16 protein-coding genes are annotated in these 19,797 nt (G+C 69.0%); 12 read left to right on the top strand and 4 right to left on the bottom strand.

Annotation, left to right across the window (positions count from 1 at the left end; genetic code table 11):
* Positions 1–331: 331 nt before the first annotated feature.
* Complete coding sequence (locus OO70_RS48925; protein WP_051742436.1) at positions 332–1,801, bottom strand: MFS transporter; 1,470 nt, start codon at positions 1,799–1,801, stop codon at positions 332–334.
* A 110-nt stretch (positions 1,802–1,911) separates the two neighbouring features.
* Between OO70_RS48925 and OO70_RS48930 the strand changes: the two genes are divergently transcribed.
* The 6 genes from OO70_RS48930 (at position 1,912) to OO70_RS48955 (ending at position 7,795) form a co-directional block, all read left to right on the top strand.
* Entirely contained in the window at positions 1,912–2,715 is an 804-nt protein-coding gene (locus OO70_RS48930) for an SAM-dependent methyltransferase (RefSeq protein WP_043687665.1), read from the top strand.
* Positions 2,716–2,952: 237 nt separating this feature from the next.
* Positions 2,953–3,966 carry a substrate-binding domain-containing protein gene (locus tag OO70_RS48935; protein WP_043687668.1) on the top strand — a complete coding sequence of 338 codons (1,014 nt, stop codon included), beginning with the start codon at positions 2,953–2,955 and terminating at the stop codon, positions 3,964–3,966.
* A 39-nt stretch (positions 3,967–4,005) separates the two neighbouring features.
* Positions 4,006–6,387, top strand: coding sequence for a sensor histidine kinase (locus tag OO70_RS48940; RefSeq protein WP_043687671.1), 2,382 nt, complete (start codon positions 4,006–4,008; stop codon positions 6,385–6,387).
* An 11-nt stretch (positions 6,388–6,398) separates the two neighbouring features.
* Positions 6,399–6,830, top strand: coding sequence for a roadblock/LC7 domain-containing protein (locus OO70_RS48945; RefSeq protein WP_043687674.1), 432 nt, complete (start codon positions 6,399–6,401; stop codon positions 6,828–6,830).
* A 1-nt stretch (position 6,831) separates the two neighbouring features.
* Positions 6,832–7,191, top strand: a complete 360-nt coding sequence (locus tag OO70_RS48950) for a DUF742 domain-containing protein (protein ID WP_043687677.1) — start codon at positions 6,832–6,834, stop codon at positions 7,189–7,191.
* A complete protein-coding gene (locus tag OO70_RS48955; protein ID WP_043687681.1) occupies positions 7,178–7,795 on the top strand; it encodes a GTP-binding protein in 618 nt (205 codons plus the stop codon). The genes OO70_RS48950 and OO70_RS48955 overlap by 14 nt, the downstream gene beginning before the upstream one ends.
* On the opposite strand, the gene OO70_RS48960 is transcribed toward OO70_RS48955, so the two are convergent.
* Entirely contained in the window at positions 7,776–9,284 is a 1,509-nt protein-coding gene (locus OO70_RS48960) for a M81 family metallopeptidase (RefSeq protein ID WP_043687683.1), read from the bottom strand. The two genes, OO70_RS48955 and OO70_RS48960, sit on opposite strands and share 20 nt — an antisense overlap.
* Positions 9,285–9,386: 102 nt before the next feature.
* A complete protein-coding gene (locus OO70_RS48965) occupies positions 9,387–10,580 on the bottom strand; it encodes an ROK family transcriptional regulator (RefSeq protein WP_043687686.1) in 1,194 nt (397 codons plus the stop codon).
* A 179-nt stretch (positions 10,581–10,759) separates the two neighbouring features.
* Here OO70_RS48965 and OO70_RS48970 point away from each other — a divergent pair, with 179 nt between their 5' ends.
* The 6 genes from OO70_RS48970 (at position 10,760) to OO70_RS48995 (ending at position 18,530) form a co-directional block, all read left to right on the top strand.
* Positions 10,760–12,517, top strand: coding sequence for a peptide ABC transporter substrate-binding protein (locus tag OO70_RS48970; RefSeq protein ID WP_043687689.1), 1,758 nt, complete (start codon positions 10,760–10,762; stop codon positions 12,515–12,517).
* A gap of 3 nt (positions 12,518–12,520) precedes the next feature.
* A complete protein-coding gene (locus OO70_RS48975; RefSeq protein ID WP_043687691.1) occupies positions 12,521–13,480 on the top strand; it encodes an ABC transporter permease in 960 nt (319 codons plus the stop codon).
* Between the two features lie 26 nt (positions 13,481–13,506).
* Entirely contained in the window at positions 13,507–14,355 is an 849-nt protein-coding gene (locus OO70_RS48980) for an ABC transporter permease (protein ID WP_051742440.1), read from the top strand.
* The gene (locus OO70_RS48985) at positions 14,352–16,010 is read left to right on the top strand and encodes a dipeptide ABC transporter ATP-binding protein (protein WP_043687694.1); all 1,659 of its coding nucleotides are present in this window, start codon (positions 14,352–14,354) and stop codon (positions 16,008–16,010) included. Before OO70_RS48980 ends, OO70_RS48985 begins: the two co-directional genes overlap by 4 nt.
* A complete protein-coding gene (locus tag OO70_RS48990) occupies positions 16,007–16,939 on the top strand; it encodes an ROK family protein (protein WP_043687696.1) in 933 nt (310 codons plus the stop codon). The genes OO70_RS48985 and OO70_RS48990 overlap by 4 nt, the downstream gene beginning before the upstream one ends.
* Positions 16,940–17,132: 193 nt before the next feature.
* The gene (locus OO70_RS48995; RefSeq protein WP_043687699.1) at positions 17,133–18,530 is read left to right on the top strand and encodes a glycoside hydrolase family 43 protein; all 1,398 of its coding nucleotides are present in this window, start codon (positions 17,133–17,135) and stop codon (positions 18,528–18,530) included.
* Positions 18,531–18,599: 69 nt separating this feature from the next.
* Here OO70_RS48995 and OO70_RS49000 read toward each other — a convergent pair whose 3' ends face one another.
* Positions 18,600–19,562: an ABC transporter substrate-binding protein gene (locus OO70_RS49000; protein ID WP_043687701.1), complete on the bottom strand. Its 963-nt coding sequence runs from the start codon at positions 19,560–19,562 to the stop codon at positions 18,600–18,602.
* Positions 19,563–19,797 lie beyond the last annotated feature (235 nt).

A 19,797-nucleotide genomic window follows, 5' to 3' on the forward strand; every position in this document is an offset into this window, starting at 1 on the left:
GTGGTGGGGGGGGGGGGGGGGGGGGGGGGGGGGGGGGGGGGGGGGGGGGGGGGGGGGGGAGCCGGGGGGCGTAGGTGAGTCGTTGGGGGCCGGGCGCAAGTGACCGGGGGGCAGGCGTAAGCGAGCCGTAGGGGACCGAGCGTAAGCGAGCCGGGGGCGTGTGCAAGCGGGCCATCGGGGGCGCGGCCATCGCCTCTCGCGCCCCCAACACCACCTCGTGCTCCCATCACCCCTCGCGCCTCGTAATCCCTCGCGCCCTCAACCCGTCTCACGCCCCGCTCCCCCTTGCACCCCCGTCACTTTTCACGCCCCGCTCCCCTTCACGCCCCCATCACCTTTCACGCCCCATCACCCAGCTCGCGCCCGCGCACACCCCCACCAACCCCACCGCGCTCCAGAACGCCACCTGCACCCCGTACAGCGCCCCCGAAGCACCCTCGGTCCCACCACCGACCCCGGACCCGGCTCCGCCTCCCGCCCCCGCGTTCGCCAGATACACGCTCCCGAGGACCGCGACCCCCAAGGTCGCCCCCAGCTGCTGCACTGCGTTCAGCAACCCCGCCGCCGACCCCAACTCCTGGGTCCGGAGCGGCTTGAGCGCGTGGGTGAAGAACGCCGGGGTGAAGAGCCCTGCGCCGAGGCCGACCACGCCGAGTGCGGGGAGCAGCCAGGTGGGGTAGGCGCCGGGGACCGCGCGGTCGTAGGCGAGGATCGCGCACAGCATTCCCGCGAGCAGCACCCCCAGGCCGGCGAGCATCACCCGTTGCCCGTACCCCCGTACGAGATGTGCGCCCGCCGCCCAGGACGAGACGGCGAGGCCGACCGACCAAGGGGCCAGGGTCAGGCCTGCCTTCAACACCCCGACACCCAGGCCGAGTTGGAGTTGCAGCACCACGACCGTCATGAGGCCGGTCGTCACCGCGAAGAAGGTCGTGGAGGCGACGAGGGCGGCGGGGAAGCCGGGGCGGGTGAACAGGGTCGGTTCCAGCGAGGGGCTGCGGCCGGTGGTTGCCACCCTGCGCTGGTGCAGTGCGAAGGCGGTCAGGGTCAAGAGGCCCGCGGTCACCGTGGTCCAACTCCGGCCGGACAGGCGGGAGATGTCCGAGCCGATCAGCGGGAAGACCAGAAGTCCCGTGCCGGTCATGGCAAGGAGGGTGCCGGTGAGGTCGAGGGTGGGGCGTTTCGGGGCGCGGTTGCGCGGCAGTTGGGGGGACAGGGCCAGGACGGCGAGGGCGACCGGGACATTGATCAGGAACACCGCGCGCCACGAGGAGTTGAGCAGGTCGGCGTGCGTGAGGACACCGCCGAGCACCGGACCGCAGACCGCCGCGAGGCCCATCACGGGGCCGATGCTGCCCAGGGCCCTGGACATCTCGTCGCTGGCGAACATCGCCTTGATGAGGCCGATGGTCTGCGGGATCACCAGCGCCGCCGACGCCCCCTGCACGGCGCGGAACGCGATCAGGAACCCCACGCCCGGTGCCAGCGCGCACGCGAGGGACGCGACGGTGAATCCGACGACACCCAGCACGAACAGCCGTCGCCGGCCCGCGATGTCGCCCAGCCGGCCGCCGGTGATCAGCAGGACCGCGAACGGCAGGGTGTAGGCGGTCGTGAACCACTGGATGTCGGACACCGATCCGCCCAGATCGGCATGGATCGCGGGCGCGGCCACCTGCACGATCGTCGCGTCGAGGAGGTTCATCGCCTCGGCGAGGAGCAGGGCGACGAGTGCGGACCAGCGCCTTGGGTAGGACCCGTCGGGGGTCAACTGCCTTGGGGGTGTGCTCAGTTGTCTCATGACTGAAGCCTGGAATCGCTGCAGTGCCCTTCCCAGCCAGGTCCCCGGGATCGAGGATTTCCTCCATCCATGGCCCCCGTCACGGCGAAATCTCACACAAGGAGCCCACCTTGCCCGAGCCCGGCCGCATCGACACCGACACCGCCCACTCGGCGCGGATCTACGACTACATCCTGGGCGGAGCGGACTACTACCCCGCCGACCAGGAGGCCGGCGACGCGATGATCCGGGAGTGGCCGGCCATGCCGGTGCACATGCGGGCCAACCGCGACTTCATGAACCGTGCCGTGCGGTATCTGGCCGGTGAGGCGGGGATACGGCAGTTCCTCGACGTCGGCACCGGTATCCCGACCTCACCGAACATCCACGAGATCGCGCAGGCGGCGGCCGCGGAGTCGCGGGTGGTCTACGTCGACAACGACCCGCTCGTACTCGCCCTGTCCCAGGGCCTGTTGGACAGCACGCCCGAGGGCAGGACCGCGTACGTCGAGGCGGACATGCTGGACCCGGCGGCGATCCTGAGCACCCCTCAGTTCCGCGAGACACTCGATCTCGGCGAGCCGGTCGCGCTGACGGTGATCGCGATCGTGCACTTCGTGCTGGACGAGGACGACGCCGTGGGCATCGTGCGCCGGCTCCTCGAACCCCTGCCCTCCGGCAGCTACTTGGCGATGTCCATCGGCACGGCCGAGTTCGCGCCGGACGAGGTGGGCCGGGTCGCCCGTGAGTACGCGGCGCGCGGGATGCCGATGCGATTGCGTACGTATCCGGAGGCCGAGGAGTTCTTCGCGGGGCTCGAACTCGTCGGGCCGGGTATCGTCCAGGTCCACAAGTGGCGTCCGGACGGCACGGACGCCGAACCGATCAGGGACGAGGACATCGCGATGTACGGGGCGGTGGCCCGCAAGCCGTAACCGTCCGTCCGCCGGTACGTAACCTCGTCCACAACACCTTCAACTTCCCTACGACGTCGAGATGATCACAATGCGGCAGCAAGAACTCACTCCATGTCGCCGCTCACTTGACTACCAGCGGTCACACACGATTGGCTCCGGCCCAGCGGGAGTCACCCGGTCGGCGCACCTCATACGGCACCGGGCGCACTCTCCCCGTCCTCCAGCTCGGCCGCACAGCGAGGTGCCGCACCGCCCATGACCACTCCTCCCTCACCTCACGCTCCCGTCCGCCTCATACGCGGTACTGCGCTGACCTGCGCCGTCGCGGTCTGCCTGCTGCTCTCCGGCTGCTCCGGAACCGGGGGTTCCGGGTCCGGCACGGACACGGCCGGTGCCGCCGGCGGCGCCAGACTCAAGATCGCCCTCGTCACCCACGCGAGCGAGGGCGACGCCTTCTGGGTGCTGGTGAAGAAGGGCGCCGAGGCCGCCGCGGCCAAGGACAACGTCGCGTTGACGTACGCGAACGACCCCGACGCCGCCGGACAGGCCGAGCTCGTGCGGGACGCGATCCGCGACAAGGTCGACGGCATCGCGCTGACGCTCGCCAAACCGGACGCGATGAGGGCGCCGATCGCCCAGGCCAAGGCCTCGGACATCCCGGTGGTCGGCCTCAACTCCGGTATCGACTCCTGGCAGTCGGAGGGCGTCATGGAGTTCTTCGGCCAGGACGAGAGCGTCGCGGGCCGCGCCGTCGGCGAGAACCTGGACGCCCTCAAGGCCAAACATGCCCTGTGCGTGATCCACGAGCGGGGCAATGTCGCCCTGGAGGCGCGCTGCGCGGGCGTGAAGAAGACGTTCACCGGCGAGACCGACATGCTCTATGTGGACGGCACCGACATGAACGCCGTGTCCGCGGGCGTCAAGGACCGGCTGAAGCAGGACCCCAGCATCGACGAAGTGGTCATGCTGGGCGCCGATTTCGCACTGGCCGCGGTCAAGTCCGTGAAGGCGGCGGGCAGCACCGCCAAGGTCGCGACCTTCGACCTCAACCAGGACCTGGTCAAGGCCGTGCAGAGCGGAGCCGTGCAGTTCGCGGTCGATCAACAGCCGTATCTGCAGGGCTATCTGGCCGTCGACTCGTTGTGGTTGTACAAGACCAACGGCAACATCAGTGGCGGCGGGGCGGCTCCCGTGCTCACCGGCCCGGCGTTCGTGACGAAGACGAACGTCGGCGCGGTCGCGAAGTTCGCGGCCAACGGAACGCGCTGACCGGACACTTCGTACGAGGATGTAGCGAGGACGACCACGATGTCTCCACGGACAGGTGCCCGGCGCCGCGTCGGTTCCATACGTCTTTCCCTGATCCTGCTCGCGCTGGTGCCCAGCGTCACCCTCGCGGCCATGTGGGGCGTGACGACGACCCAGATGTTCGCGGAGGGGCTACGGCTGCGCTCCCAGACGGAGTTGAGCCGGTCGACCGGCGCCATGGGCACCGAGGCCGCGCTCGCGCTCCAGAAGGAGCGCAGTCTCTCGGCGGCGTGGATGGCGAATCCGCACGGCTCGCAGGCCGCGTTGGAGGCCCAGCGTGCGGCGACGGACAAGGCGGTGGCCCAACTCGTGGGCCAGACGGACGCGATCAAGAAGGCACCCACCCGCATCAGGGACCGGATGTACTCGGTCGTCGCGTCGGTGGACAGCCTGGAGTACTACCGCAGCCAGGTGGACAAGCCCACCGACATCACGGCCCAGCAGGTGCTCGACCAGTACACCTCGATCATCGACGACCAGATCCAGGCGTTCCAGGAGCTGTCCCAGGTCGACGACGGCGACCTCACCTCGCAGGCGGAGCCGCTCGTCGCCCTGGAGCACGGCGCGGAGCTGGTCTCCCAGGAGGACGCGCAGCTCACGCTGGCCTGGCACTCCGGGCATCTGAACAACGAGTCGTGGGAGCAGTTCGCCGAGCTGGTGCACGCCCGGCGCTGGCTGGTCGAGGACCAGATCGCCACCGGGTTCCAGGGCGCCACCAAGACGCGGATCGAGCACATTCTGCAGAGCGTCGAGTGGAGCACCCTGGAGTCCACGGAGGACGCGGTGCTCACGGCCGGCACGGCGGGCAAGGCGGTGCCGGACAACGGCTCGGCCGGCCGGATCGTCCTGCCCGCCGAGCAGAAGCAGTGGAACGCGGCACTGACCCAAGTCGCCGCCCAGTACGAGACGTTGATCAGGCAGCAGACGTCCGGACTCCTCGACCGCAGCTCCGACAAGGCGCACAACCTGCTCGTCACCGCCGCCTCGCTGAGCGCGGGCGGACTCGCCGCCCTGCTGCTGTGCGTCGGCATGTCCTGGCGGATCACCCGCTCCCTGTCCCGCCGGCTGCGCGGCCTGAAGGTGGCCACGCTGAGCCTCGCCGAGGACCGACTGCCCGACGTGGTCGCCCGGTTGAACCGGGGCGAGAAGATCGACGTCGAGTCGGCGACCCCGCCCCTGGACTACGGCGACGACGAACTCGGCCAGGTGGCACAGGCGTTCAACACCGCGCAGCGCACCGCCGTGCACACCGCGGTCGAACTCGCCGACACCCGGAGGGGTTTCCAGAAGGTCATCCTCGGCATCGCCCGGCAGAGCCAGAACCTGGTCAACCTCCAGCTCACCAAGCTCGACCAGCTGGAACGCCGGCACGACGACCCCGAGGTCCTGCGCGGTCTGTACGAACTGGACTCCACGGCAAGCCAGTTGCGCCGCTACGAGGAGAACCTCGTCGTCATCAGCGGTGAGCAGCCGCGTCGCAGCTGGACCGAGCCGGTCGCGCTGATCGACATCCTGCGCAGTGCCGTCGGTGAGGTCGCCGAGTACCAGCGCGTGGAGGTGCACACCGAGGAGGAGGTGTGCCTGGCGCCGCCCGCGGTCGCGGACGTGATCCATCTGCTGGCCGAGCTGATCGACAACGCGACCGTGTACTCCCCCGCGCCGAGCCCGGTCGGGGTGCGGGCCGCGATGGTCGCCAAGGGGCTCGTGATCGAGGTCGAGGACCGCGGGCTCGGCATGTCCGACGAGGACTACGCCTCGCTCAACGGCCAGTTGGCGGTGCCCCCGCAGTTCGACGTGGTCGCCCTCGCCGACGACCTGCGGCTCGGCATGTTCGTGATCGCCCGGCTCGCCACCCGGCACGGCATCGCGGTGACGCTGCGCTCCTCGCCGTACGGCGGCACGACCGCGATCGTGCTGATCCCGCACGAGATCGTCGTGCCCGAGGCGCCCGAGGAGCCGCTGCCGGGTGCCGCGAAGGACACCGACGACGAGGCGGCCGTAGCGGGGAAGACCGCGGCCCGGGTGGCAACCGCCCTGGCCGATCGGGCAGTTGAGACGCCGGGCCCCGCTTCCGAGGTCCGCCCCGTCGTCCCCTCGGCGCGGACCCCCGAGTCCTCGGCCACCGCCGATCTCGGTGGGCTGACCCCGTTGCCGCGGCGGGTGCCGCAGACCAGCCTGGCCAGCGAGTTGCGGGAGGAGGCCGGGCCGGTCGAGGAGGACGAGGAGCTGGAAGACTTCACCGCGGAACGTGCGGCTTCCTCGTTGGCCGGGTTCCAACGCGGCACGTTCCAGGCGCGGGACTCCATCGACGACGACGCGCCGTCGCAGTACGACCGGGAGGAAGCAGCCGCCTCCTCGACTCCGCCCGCCGACCGCTCATGAAGGACTCCGCCATGACACGTCCTGTGCCCGCCACGCACACCCAGCTCGACCAGTTGCTCACCGGACTCGTGGATCGGGTGGCCGAGGTGAACCAGGCCGTCGTGCTGTCCGAGGACGGGCTGGTCGTCAGCAAGTCCACCGGGTTCCTGCGCGACGACGCCGAGCGGCTCGCGGCCACCGCGTCCGGGCTGATGAGCCTCAGCAAGGGGGTCGCCATGGACTTCCGGGGCGGTCCGGTGCGCCAGGCGCTGATCGAGATGGCGAACAGCTATCTGATCCTCACCTCGGCGGGCCCGGGCGCCCATCTGGTCGTCCTGACCGGTCCGGGCGCGGACGTCGGGGTCGTGGCGTACCAGATGAACATGCTGGTGAAGAAGATAGGCGAGCATCTCAGCGCCGCGCCGCGTGCCAACGTCGGCCCCGCGGCCGGCGCCGGCGAGTGAGGTGAGCGGTGGCGACGCGGCGGGGCGGCTCGTACGGCCGTTCACGCTGACCGGTGGCAGAACCCGGCCCAGCCGCGCCGATTTCACCCTCATCACCACGGTGACCGCGGTCGAGCCGGCGCCCGCGCGGGCGCCCCGGCCGCAGCCGGAGCAGTCCCGCATCCTGCGGCTGTGCGCCGAGCCGCTGGCGGTGGCGGAGGTCGCGGCTCTTGTCGACCTCCCGGTGAGCGTGGTAGTGATCATGCTCTGCGATCTGCTGGAGGCGGGTCTGATCACGGCCCGTCCGCCGCACCCGGTCTCCCGTACCAGCCCGGACATGGACCTGCTGCAGAAAGTGAGGGAGGGCCTTGGCCGGCTCTGACACCATCGCTCCGGCACCCGCGCCGCCCGAGACGGTCAAGATCCTGATCGCGGGGGGCTTCGGCGTCGGCAAGACCACCATGGTCGGCTCGGTGAGCGAGATCGCACCGCTGCGCACCGAGGAACCGCTGACCGCGGCCGGCCTCGCCGTCGACGACCTCGACGGCATCGAGGAGAAACGGGCCACCACCGTGGCCCTGGACTTCGGCCGGATCACCATCGGCCAGGACCTGGTGCTGTACCTGTTCGGCACCCCGGGCCAGCAGCGCTTCTGGTTCATGTGGAACGACCTGGCGCTCGGCGCCCTCGGCGCGGTGGTCCTCATCGACGTGCGCCGCCCGAAGTCCAGCTTCGCGGCCGTCGACTTCTTCGAGCGCCGTGGCATCCCGTTCGTGGTGGGCGTGAACGGCTTCTACGGCGAGCACCCGTACCCGGCGGAGGCGGTCCGCGACGCGCTGGCGCTCCCGGAGGACGTCCGCGTGCTGCTCTGCGACGCGCGGGAGCGCGACTCGTGCCGGAACGTACTGATCGCGCTGCTCGACCAGTTGATCGAGGCGGCCATCGAGGACGGCGGGGGCGGCAACCTCACTCGTCCGCCCCGCTGAGCGGCTCGTCCGAGGGGGCGATGACCCGGGCCGTGAGGTCCGGGTCGGGCATGTCCCGGTCGAAGGGAAACAGGGGCCGCCGGACGCGGTGATGACCGAGCCGCACGAGATCCTGGTCCACTCCGCCCGGAGTGAGGGCCATCTTCCAGTCGGCGGCCATGGCGAAGAGTTCGGGTTCGAGATAGCCGATCTTGACGAGCACGAGATCGGCGGAACGCGGGTCCAACTCCAGGTCGGTGAAGTCGTGTTCGTGGTGGTACGGCTTGCGCAGCCGGGTCAGGATCACGTGCACGCTGCCGACTCTGAGGACCACTTCGGTCTCGGCGTCCCGGTCGCCGTGCCGGACGGAGTGGACGACACCGGTGAGGGTGAGCGGGGGCGCGTGGCGGTCGTCGACCTCGGCGCCGGCTGTGACGGTGACGGTGGCGCCGACGCCGGCGCGCTCCGCTGTCGCTACGGCGGCCGGTCCGGGCAGCGACGCGTAGATGACCGTCGGGCCGTCCTGGTCCTTGAACTCCGGGCGTTCCAGGACCTGTTGGAGGCCCCAGGTGACGTCACCCGCGCCGCCCGCGGTCGGGTTGTCGCCGGTGTCGCTGATGAAGTAAGGGCGGGCGGTGGAGGCCAGCGCCTCGTCGAGGCAGTCGGCCAGGGTGCCGGTCGGGGCGACGAACGCGAAGTCGCGCCTTGCTTCCCAGAAGCCGCGTGCCAACTGCTCGGCGCCGGTGGTCACTTGGGCGGCGGATGGTCCCGTGACGACGACCGCGGCGCGGTTGCGGGGCTCGTCGGCCCAGGCGTAGCCGACCCAGATCGCCGCGTCCGTGACCCCTTCGGTCGCTTCCACTTCCTCTACGGCCGCGTAGACGCTCTTCGCCGGCTCGATACGGGTGGAGGTCTGTTCGCCTGCGAGGAGTACCGGGACCGGGATCCAGGCCTTGACCGGGCGAGGCGCTCCGCTGGTCAGGAGGGCTACGAGGTTGCGGGCGGCGCGTTCCTTTGTGTCCATGGCGTCTTCGTGCGGGGCCATGCGGTAGCAGGTGATCAGGTCGCTTTGGTGGACCAGTTCGCGGGAGACGTTGCCGTGCAGGTCCATTGATGTGGACACGAGGGTGTCCGGGCCGATGGTTTCCCGGATACGGGCGAGTAGGAGCGCTTCGGCGTCGTCTGTGCCCTCGACTGTCATCGCGCCGTGGATGTCGTACCAGAGGCCGTCCAGGGGGCCCAACTCGCTTAGGCGGGTGATGAGTTCGTCGGAGAGTTCGGTGAATGCGGTGGCCGTTACGGTACCGCCGGGAAGGGCCTTGCCGACGAGGGCGCCTTGCCAGTCTGCGGCTTCCCGAAGTGCGGTGCCGGGGGCCAGGAAGGGGTAGCGGGTGAGGACTTCGGGGCCTCGTTGGGGGTGGAAGGCCGGGGCCTGAGTGCGGGCTGGGGAGAAGGTTGAGGACTCGATGCCTAGGCCTGCGATGGCGATGACAGGGCGAGAAGAAGGCAATGGGGGCTCCAGGTTGTGTGTCGGGTGCGGGTGCGTGGGGGCTGGTCGCGCCCACGCGGCGGAGCCGCAAATTGACACAGCCCCGCGCCCCTAAAAAACAAGTCACCGCGTCTTGTCTGTGACCGTCTGCAATGCCTGAGCCAGTGCTCTCTGTAGCGCGAACTGGCCTGCTCCCACCAAGCCCGCATCCGCGCCCAGGCTCGCTCGTTCGATCACCAGGTGTTCTGTGACCAGAGGGTGGCAGCCCTCGTACAGCTGGCTGCGGACGGCCGCTACAAAGGGTTCGAGAGTCGAGAGGATGCCGCCCAGATATACGGCATCCGGGTTGAAGAAGTTGACGTTGGCTGCCAGTACTTGGCCCAGGTAGCGGCCGGCCTGGCGGACTGCTCGGGTTGCCTCGGGGTGGGCGTCGGTGGCCAGGCGTACGACGTCCTCCGTGGTCGTCACGTCGAGGCCGTGGCCGCGCAGGATGCGGACCAGGGCGGCGCCCGAGGCCACGGTCTCCAGGCAGCCCGTGTTGCCGCAGGAGCAGGGGATGTCGTGGGCGGCCTCGACGCGGACGTGGGTGATCTCGCCCGCCGCGCCGGTGCCGCCTCGGTAGAGGCGGCCGTCGGCGATGACGCCGGCGCCGATCGCCGTGCCCGTCTTGACCATGATCGACTGACGGCGTCCGGCGGGCTGCACGGTGTGTTCGCCCACGGCCATGCAGTTGGCGTCGTTCTCGATGGCGGCCGGGACGCCGAACCGGTCCTCCAGCCAGGCCCGGACGGGGAAGCGGTTCCAGCCGGGCATGCGGGACGGGAGGGTCACGACGCCGCTCGCGACGTCGACCGGGCCCGGCAGGGAGAGGCCGACCCCGCGCAGCAGTTCCGGCCCGCGTCGCTCGGCGAGGCCCTGGAGCGTGTCGGCCAGTCCGGGCAGCGCGGCCTCCGGGCCCTCGGCTGTCGGGAACGGCACCGTCGACACGTCCGTGAGTCCGCCGCCGGGCAGGACGACTCCCACGTGCGCGTGCTTGCCGCCGAGTTCGGCCGCGACCGCGAAGCCGTCGCTGCCGCCCAGCCGTAGCACCTTGCGCGGGCGGCCGCCGGTGGAGGAGCGCGTACCGTGCTCGGCGACCAGCCCGAGGGACACCAGCTGGCCCACCGCGAGGGAGATCGTCGAGGGCGCGGCGCCGAGCAGTTCGGCCAGTTCGGTGCGGGTGGCGGCCTGCCCGGAGGCGAGGAGTTCGAGGACGTGCTCGGCCTGTGAGGAGACGCCCGAGGTGCTCTTCCGGCGGTGCGCACTTTTTTCAGGCATGGAGGAAGTTACTTCCGGATCGGCGATCGAGGCGATGAGCGTAAGCCACTCGAATGGCCTTCCCGCTTTTTTCAGAACAGCAGAAACAGGCTTTTTACAGCGGCACGCCTGTTTCTTCGACACCAGGGGTCGTTGACTGTCCTCACCCCCGCCTCCGCCCCTCTTTTCCGAGGAGAACCATGTCCCCTGTTCGCTCGAGACTCCTCGCCGGTGCCTCCCTGACCACGGCCTCGCTGCTGCTCGCGGGCTGTTCCGGGTCGAGCGGTACGTCGTCGTCCGGGTCCCACGACTCCATCGACTACGCGCTGCCCGCGAACTTCACCCCGAACTGGATCCTCCCGATCGGCACCGCCGCCCACCTCAACACCAACAACATCTCCATCGCGAACGCGCTGTGGGAACCGCTCGTCGCCTACGACGGCTCGACCGGCAGCATGGGCTGGAACAAGAAGGGCTCGGTGGCGACCGCCGCCGACTTCGCGGCCGACAACAAGAGCGTCACGATCACCCTCGGCGACCGGCACTGGAGCGACGGGAAGCCGGTCACCTCCGCCGACGTGAAGTTCTGGTTCGACCTCATCAAGGCGAACAAGTCCCAGTGGGCGGGCTACAACCCGGGCAAGGCGCCGGACAACTGGACGGCCTTCAAGACCGTGGACGCCCGCCACTTCACCATCACGTTCGACAAGGCCTACAACCCGCAGTGGATGCTGGCCAATGAGTTGAGTTCCATCACGCCGCTTCCACAGCACGTGTGGGACAAGGCCGGGGACGCCAAGCAGGACTGGACGTACCTCAACAACGCGGCGAAGAACATCAGCGGTTACGCCTCGAACGCCCTGTGGAAGACGGTCAGCGGCCCCTACACCGTGAAGTCCTTCTCCACGGCCGGCAAGGTCGTCCTGGCCGCCAACTCGAAGTACGACGGCGGCGAGAAGCCCGGCATCCCCACCGTGAACCTCCTCCCCTTCACGACGGCGGACGCGGAGAAGAACGCGCTGCGCTCCGGGAGCGTCGACTACGGCTACATCGAGGCGACCGACCTCGACCAGAAGGACAGTTTCACCGCGCAGGGCTACACGGTGAAGCCGTGGTCGGGCTGGGCGATCACGTACATGCCGTACAACTTCAACAACCCCGCCATGGGTGCCGTGTTCAAGCAGCTGTACGCGCGGCAGGCCGTGCAGCGGTCGATCGACCAGAGCAGTCTGGCGAAGGTCATCTTCAACGGGACGGCGGTGCCCGGATACGGGCCGATCCCGCAGGCCCAGAGTTCGTCGTTCCTGTCGGCCACGCAGAAGAGCGATCCGTACCCGTTCTCGACCTCGGCCGCCAAGTCGCTGCTCAGCGGCCATGGTTGGAGCGAGGAGGGCGGGGTCATGACCTGCACCAGCCCGGGCACCGGGGCTTCGCAGTGCGGTGAAGGGGTCGCCAAGGGGACGAAGTTCGAGATGCAGGTGCTGTCGCAGTCCGGGTCGACGGTGACCGACAACATGATGAGCGCGATCCAGTCCTCGTTGGCGAAGACCGGCATCAAGTTCTCGATCAAGACCGCGCCCGTCAACTCCGTGCTGTCGCAGACCCCGCAGTGCACGGCCTCGCAGTCGATCTGCAAGTGGCAGCTGTCCTTCTTCGGTACGGCAGGCAGTTGGTACTTCAGCGCCTTCCCCACCGGCGACTCGCTCTTCCAGACGAAGGGCGGCGCGAACTTCGGCAACTACTCCAACACCGATGTCGACAAGCTCATCTCCGCGTCCACGACGTCGAGTTCGACGCAGGAGATCCAGGAGTACAGCGCGGCCCTCGCCAAGGATCTGCCGGTGATCTGGCTGCCGGAGCCCGACTACCAGATCTCCGTGGTCAAGAACGGCCTCGGCGGCTTCTCGCAGGACCCGCTCGCCAACTTCCACCCGGCACAGTGGAAGTGGACCAGCTGAGGCATGGACACGCTCCTGTATCTGACCCGGCGGATCGCCCAGGCGCTGGTCGTGATCCTCATCGTGACGGTCGTGGTGTTCGGTCTGCTGCACGCGCTGCCCGGGGGTCCCGCGCGCGGGATCCTCGGCCAGCAGGCCACGCCCCAGCAGATCACCTTGTTCAACCACGACCAGGGGCTCGACCGGCCCCTGCCCGTGCAGTACCTGTACTACCTGCGGCAGTTGCTGCACGGTGACCTCGGCACGTCGTACACCCTGAACGAGGCGGTGTCCCAGCTCATCGAGCAACGGCTTCCGAAGACACTGGTGTTGACCGTGTTGTCCGCGATCATCGGGCTGTCGCTCGCGATTCCTTTGGGCATGTGGCAGGCCGTGCGGCGGAACAAGCCTGCCGACTATGTGATCACCACGTTGAGCTTCGTGGCGTACTCGACTCCCGTGTACTTCCTGGGACTTGTGCTGGTGCTCGTGTTCACACAGGTGTTGCGGTGGTTTCCGTCGCAGGCGCCGCAGGGGGACACGGTGGGGCAGGTCTTCGCGGATCCCGTTGCGTTGGTGCTGCCTGTGGTGACGGGGGCGGCTTCCATGGTCGCCGCTTTCAGTCGGTACATGCGGGCTGCGACGTTGGAGAACCTGTCCGAGGACTACGTCCGTACGGCTCGGGCGGGGGGTTCTCGGCAGCGGGCGATTCTCTTCAAGCACGTGTTCCGGAACTCGCTTACGCCGGTGATCGCGATGTTGGGGTATTACGTGCCGGTGTTGTTCGGGGGCGCGCTGGTTGTTGAGCAGCTCTTCAACTACCCCGGGATGGGGCTGTTGTTCTGGAGTGCGGCTCAGTCTTCGGACTACCCGGTGCTGTTGGGGTGTGTGTTGGTGATCTCTGTGGCGACTGTGGTGGGTTCGTTGCTCGCGGATATCGTTCAGCGGGTTGTTGATCCTCGGGTCAAGGGGGGTCTGGTGTGAGTGTTCAAAGTGCCCGCCGGTGGGGGCTGGTCGCGCAGTTCCCCGCGCCCCTAAAGGCGCGCTTCGCGCGCAACAAGCTTGCCGTTGCCGGACTCGTCGTCGTTGCCCTCTTTTTTCTGTTCTGCTTCCTCGGGCCGGTTCTCTACTCCACCGATCAGGTTCATACCGATCTCACTCAGGTCAATCTCCATCCCAGTGGCTCTCATTGGCTCGGGACCGATGCCGTCGGGCATGACGAGGTCGGGCGGCTCATGTACGGCGGGAAGGTCTCGTTGCTCGTCGGGCTTGCCGCCGGAGTGCTTGCCACCGTCATCGGGACCTTGTGGGGGGCCGTCGCCGGGTACGCGGGCGGGTGGATCGACGCCGTCATGATGCGGGTCGTGGACGCCGGGATCGCCATTCCCGCGCTCTTCATCCTGCTGGTCGTGTCGGCTATCACCACACCCGGCGTGACCGGGCTGATCGTGATTCTGGGGCTGGTGTCCTGGCTGGTGCCTTCGCGGCTCGTGCGGGCGGAGACGTTGACCTTGAAGAGCCGCGACTATGTGCTGACCCTGCGTGCCATCGGCGGTTCCCACAGCCGGGCCATCACCCGGCACATCCTGCCCAACTCGGTGTCGACGATCGTCGTCGCGGCCACCTTCCAGGTCGCCGACGCGATTCTGCTCGTCGCCTATGTGTCCTATCTGGGGCTGGGAGTTCAGCCCCCGTCGACCGACTGGGGCGGCATGCTCTCGGCCGGGCTGACGGCCGCCTACTCGGGACGCTGGTGGCTGATCGTGCCGCCGGGACTCGCGATCATCCTCGTCGTGTGCGCGTTCAACGCGGTCGGCGACGGGCTGCGCGACGCCTTCGACGTGAAGGGACGGGGATGAACAGCATCCTGGAGATCGAGAATCTGGGCGTCACCTTCTCGACCGAGAGCGGTGATGTGCCCGCCGTGCGGGGGGTGTCCTTGCGGGTGGCAGCGGGTGAGACGCTCGCCCTCGTCGGTGAGTCCGGGTCGGGGAAGTCGACCGTGGCCCTTGCCGCGCTCGGGTTGCTGCCCGGCAACGCCCGTGCGTCCGGGGGTGTTTCGGTCGGCGGTACGGATGTCGTGGGGGCCGGTGAGGCCGAGCTCGCGCGGCTGCGGGGGCGTACGGCTTCGATGGTGTTCCAGGAGCCGGCCACCGCTCTTGATCCGCTGACCCGAATCGGCAAGCAGATAGCGGAAGTTGTACGGAATCACCGGGACGTCTCCCGGCGGGAGGCGGCCGCTGAAGCCGTCGCGTTGCTGCGCAGGGTGGGCATTCCCGAACCCGAGCGGCGGGCTTCCGCCTTTCCGTTTCAGTTGTCGGGTGGGCAACGGCAGCGGGTCGTCATCGCCATGGCCATCGCCAACTCGCCCGGTTTGCTTGTGGCGGACGAGCCGACCACCGCGCTCGATGTCACCGTGCAGGCCGAGATCCTTGATCTGCTGCGGGCGTTGGCCGCCGACTCCGGGACGGGCGTACTGCTCGTCACGCACAACATGGGGGTCGTCGCCGACTTCGCCGACCGGGTCGCCGTGATGCTGGAGGGGGAGATCGTGGAGACGGGGGCGGTGGAGGAGGTGCTGTTGCGGCCCACGCATGAGTACACGCGGCGGTTGTTGGCCGCTGTGCCTCGGCTCGCCGTGACCGGGAGCGGGAACGGGAGTGTCGTACGCGAGGAGGTCGAGGGTGCGCCCGTGGTCGAACTCCGTGACGTGAGCGTGCGGTTCGGGCGGGGGCCCGGTGCTGTACGGGCCCTGGAGGAGGTGTCGCTGACCGTGCGGGCCGGGGAGACCGTGGGGCTCGTCGGTGAGTCCGGGTCCGGGAAGTCGACCGCCGCGCGGGTGGCGCTGGGGTTGGTCGCGCCGGAGTCGGGGGGCGTGTCGCTCTTCGGCGCCGATCTGCGCAAGGCGCGGGGGCGGGCGCGGCGGGCCCTGTTGGCCGGGGTCGGTGTGGTGTTGCAGGATCCGGTGGCCTCGTTGGACGCGCGGATGAGTGTCGCGGAGTGCGTGGCCGAGCCGTTGCGGGTGCACCGGCGTGGCATGGGCGCCGCCGAGCGGCGGGAGCGGGTCGCCGAGGTGCTCGAACTGGTGCGGCTGCCCAGGGAGTTGGCGCGGCGCGGGCCGCGTGAGCTGTCCGGTGGGCAGCGGCAGCGGGTGAGTCTCGCGCGGGCGCTGGTGCTCGAACCTCGGCTGCTGGTCGCGGACGAACCGACGAGCGCGCTGGACGTGAGTGTGCAGCAGACGGTGTTGGAGGTGATCTCCGAGTTGCAGGCGGAGCTCGGGTTCGCGTGTCTTTTCGTGTCGCACGACCTCGCCGTGGTGCAGCAGTTCGCGGGGCGCGTCGTCGTGATGCGGGACGGGCGGGTCGAGGAACAGGGGCCGACCATGAGCACGTTGCTGCATCCGGAGACGGAGTACACGCGCCGGCTCATCGCCGCCGTGCCCATACCCGATCCCGTGCTCCAACGGGAGCGCAGGAAGCGCCGGTTGGCCTTGGGGACGGGGGCCGGCGCGTGAGCGACTCCCCCCAGGTGATCGTCGGCGTCGACATCGGCGGGACGACCACCCAGGTCGCGCTGTGCACGGCCGAACTCGACGTCCTGGACCGGACGGAGGTGCCGACCCCGGCGAGCGAGGGCGGGACGGCGATGCTCGCCGCCGCGCTCTCGGCGCTACGGCTGCTGCTGGACCGTACGCCCGCCCGGTTGCTCGGGGTCGGGGTCGGCGCGGCCGGACTCGTGGACGCGCGGGCCGGGCGGATCCTCGTGGCGAGTGATTCCTTTCGCGGCTGGGCCGGGTTCGAGGTGACGGCGGCCGTCGAACAGGCCCTGGGCGTACCGGCGTTCCTCGACAACGACGTCAACGCGTTTCTGCGCGGGGAGGTCGCGAAGGGTGCGGTCGTCGGTGCGGAGAACGTGCTCGGGATGACGCTCGGCACGGGGGTGGGGGGCGCGCTGTGGCTGAATGGCGCCCTTTACGACGGGCCGCACGGGGCCGCGGGCGAGATCGGTCATGTCCCGGGGTTCGGTGAGCTGCCGTGCACGTGTGGGGGGCGAGGGCATCTGGAGACGCTGGCCTCGGGGCGTTCGATCGCGGCGCGGTACGGGGAGCGGACGGGCATGGACCGTACCGCTCGCGTGATCGCCCAGGAGGCCCGTCGGGGCGATCCGGACGCGCTCGCCGTGTACGAGGCCGCGGGCCGCGGTGTCGCCCGTGCGCTGCTGATCACGGCGGGGCTGCTGGATGTCACGACGTGTGTGATCGGTGGGGGTGTCAGCCGGTCGTGGGAGCTGGTCGAGTCGGCGATCCTGGAGACGCTGGCGCTGGAGCCGCCGGTCGGCGGTCACCCGGTGCGGGTGCTGCCGGCGCGGCTGGGCGGGGACGCGGTGGCGATCGGGGCGGCGGCCCGGGCGCGGGCGGAACTCGGTGTGGGCGCGGGTGTGTGAGGCCTGCCGACGGCACTGATCCACACAGGGGACGCCCAGCCCACACCAACGTGAACGACGGGATCCGGCCAAGCACGACCGTGTGATTGACGCGCACGCGCCCCATCTCTACCTTCTGATCGACTTACCGAACCACGTTCGGGATGTCGAACGATATGAATCTATGGGCCGCTCGTATCCCCCTGGAGAACACATGGCCGTCCCTCCCCTCCCCCACCCGTCCCGCCGTCTCTTCCTCGGCATGGCCGCTACCGTCCCCCTCGCGGCCACCGGTGCGCTCACCCTCGGCGCCGGCAGCGCCCAGGCCGCCACCAACTCGGCGTATGTCATGTGCTACTTCACCGAGTCGCCGACGTTCCTGGGCGCCAACTACGGTCTGCACCTGGCCGTCAGCCCGGACGGTCTGGAGTGGACCCCGCTCAACCAGAACGCCCCCGTCGCCACCCCGACCGCCGGCTCCCTCGGCCTGCGCGACCCGTTCATCCTGCGCAAGCAGGACGGCACGTTCGTGGTCCTCGCGACCGATCTCAACGGCACCGACTGGTCGTACGTCAGCCAGTACATCCACGTGTGGGACTCCGCCGATCTGCGTACCTTCACCGGCTACCGGCGAATGAAGGTGCACAGCCTGGACACCCACGCGTGGGCGCCGGAGTCCTTCTGGGACGCGGGCCGGGGTCAGTACGGGGTGATCTACTCGGCCGTCAACGACAGCGGCCACAACGTCATCATGGTCAACTACACCAGTGACTTCGTGACCGCCGGTGATCCGCAGGTGTTCTTCGACCCCGGTTACGACGTCATCGACGGTGACCTCGCCGTGGGCGTGAACGGCGTCAACTACCTCTACTTCAAGAAGAATTCGACGCTGGTCGGCGCGAAGTCCACGTCACTGGACCCCGGCAGTTTCACGGAGTTCAGCACGGCCGTCTCGCACAACGGCACCGAGGCGCCGACGTTGGTCAAGTCCCTTGCGTCCAGCTCGACTTGGTACCTCTGGGGCGACACCTGGGACCCGAACGGCGTCTTCTACGCCTGGCAGACCAGCAGTCTCGCCGCCGGCACCTGGACGGCCGTCGACCAGAAGCTCTACACGCAGCCGCTCAACTCCAAGCACTGCGGCATCCAGCCGATCACCACGGCCGAGTACAACAACCTCATCGCCAAGTGGGGCACGCCCGCCTGGAACCGGCTCAAGTCCTACAACTACCCGGCCCGTTACGTCCGCCACTCCAACTTCATCGGCCGGATCGACGAGTACGCCTTCGACCCGTACACCGACTCCCAGTGGACGCTGGTGCCGGGTCTCGCGGACTCGACCGGGGTGTCCTTCCAGTCGGTCAACTACCCGACCCGCTATCTGCGGCACTACAACTACGCGCTCCAACTCGACGTGAACGACGGCACGTCGACGTTCGCCGGGGACGCGACGTTCTACCGGACCGCGGGGCTGGCGGACTCCTCCTGGGCGTCCTTCCGGTCGTACAACAACCCGACCCGGTACATCAGGCACTCCAACTACGTGCTGCGCATCGACCCGATCTCGACGGCCACGGACCAGCAGGACGCGACGTTCCACGTCGGTTACTGAGCCTCTCCGGGCACGACGACGCGGGTGCCTCCCGGAGAACGGAGGCACCCGCGTCGTCGCCGGAGAAGGTCAGCTCAGGCCGGCCGTCTTCAGCCAGGCCTTCGCCACGTCCAGCGGGTCCTTGTTCTGGGAGCCCACCTGGGTGTCGAGGTCGAGCAGGGTCGCCGTGTCGAGCTTCGCGGAGACCGCGTTGAGGGCGGCCACGCCGGCGGCGGAGAGGCCGCTCTTGTAGACCAGGGGCTGCACGTTCTCGAAACCGAAGAGGCGCTTCGGGTCCTGGAGCGTGACGTGCTTCTCCTTGGCGATGGTCGGGTCCGTGCTGAAGAGGTCCGCCGCCTGCACGGTGTTCTTCTGCAGCGCGGCGGCCGTCAGCGGGCCGCCCGCGTCCAGCGCCTTGAAGGACTTGAACTCCAGGCCATAGACGGACTTCAGGCCCACCAGGCCCTGCTGCCGGGTCTGGAACTCCGGCGAGGCGCCGATGACCAGGTCCTTGGCGATGGACTTGAGGTCCGCGATGCTGGAGTCGCCCGTGAGGTTGTACTTCTTCGCGGTCTCCGCGTTGAGCGTGACCGTGTCCTTGTCCTCGGCGGCGGCCGGGTCGAGCAGCGTCAGCTTGGTGTCGAGCTTGGCGTTGATCGCGGCCGTGGTCGCGGCGAGGGTCGCCGGGGTGGCCTTCGGGTCGAGGTAGGCCAGCAGCGCGCCGTTGTACTCGGGCAGCACGGTGATGGTGCCGTTCTTGAGCAGGCCGTACGTCGTCTCACGGCTGCCGATGTTCGGCTTGTAAGTGACCTTGACGCCCTTGGCCTTGAGAGCCTCGCCGTAGATGTCGGCGATCAGGATGCTCTCGGCGAAGTTGTTCGAGCCGACGACGACGGTGTCACCGCTGGCCTTGCCGCCCGAGAGCGGGTTGTCGGACTTGCTGTCGGAGGACGAACCACATCCCGTGACAAGCGCAGCCGTGGCGGCGAGGGCGATGGCCGCCGCGCCGGGGTACCTAGTGCTGGACCAGCTGTTCTTCGCTTTAGAAGTCACAATTCCCGTTCCGGGGTTGGATGTTGGCACAGGCGTGCAGGCATGGCTGTGGCGTCCACGCGCGGGGCGTGAATGCCGCACTCCGCTGATCCAATCCAGCCGGTTCTTGGTCAGTCAAGAGAACTCTGGTCACCGATTGGCCTCAATGAGTGCCCAGTTGTGAAGGCAACGTAAACAGACCGGTCACGAACACGGGCGCTTTGTAATTGATTCTTGACGTAGGGCGACGCACTTG

The organism is Streptomyces xylophagus, assembly GCF_000716435.1.
Lineage (GTDB): Bacteria > Actinomycetota > Actinomycetes > Streptomycetales > Streptomycetaceae > Streptomyces > Streptomyces xylophagus.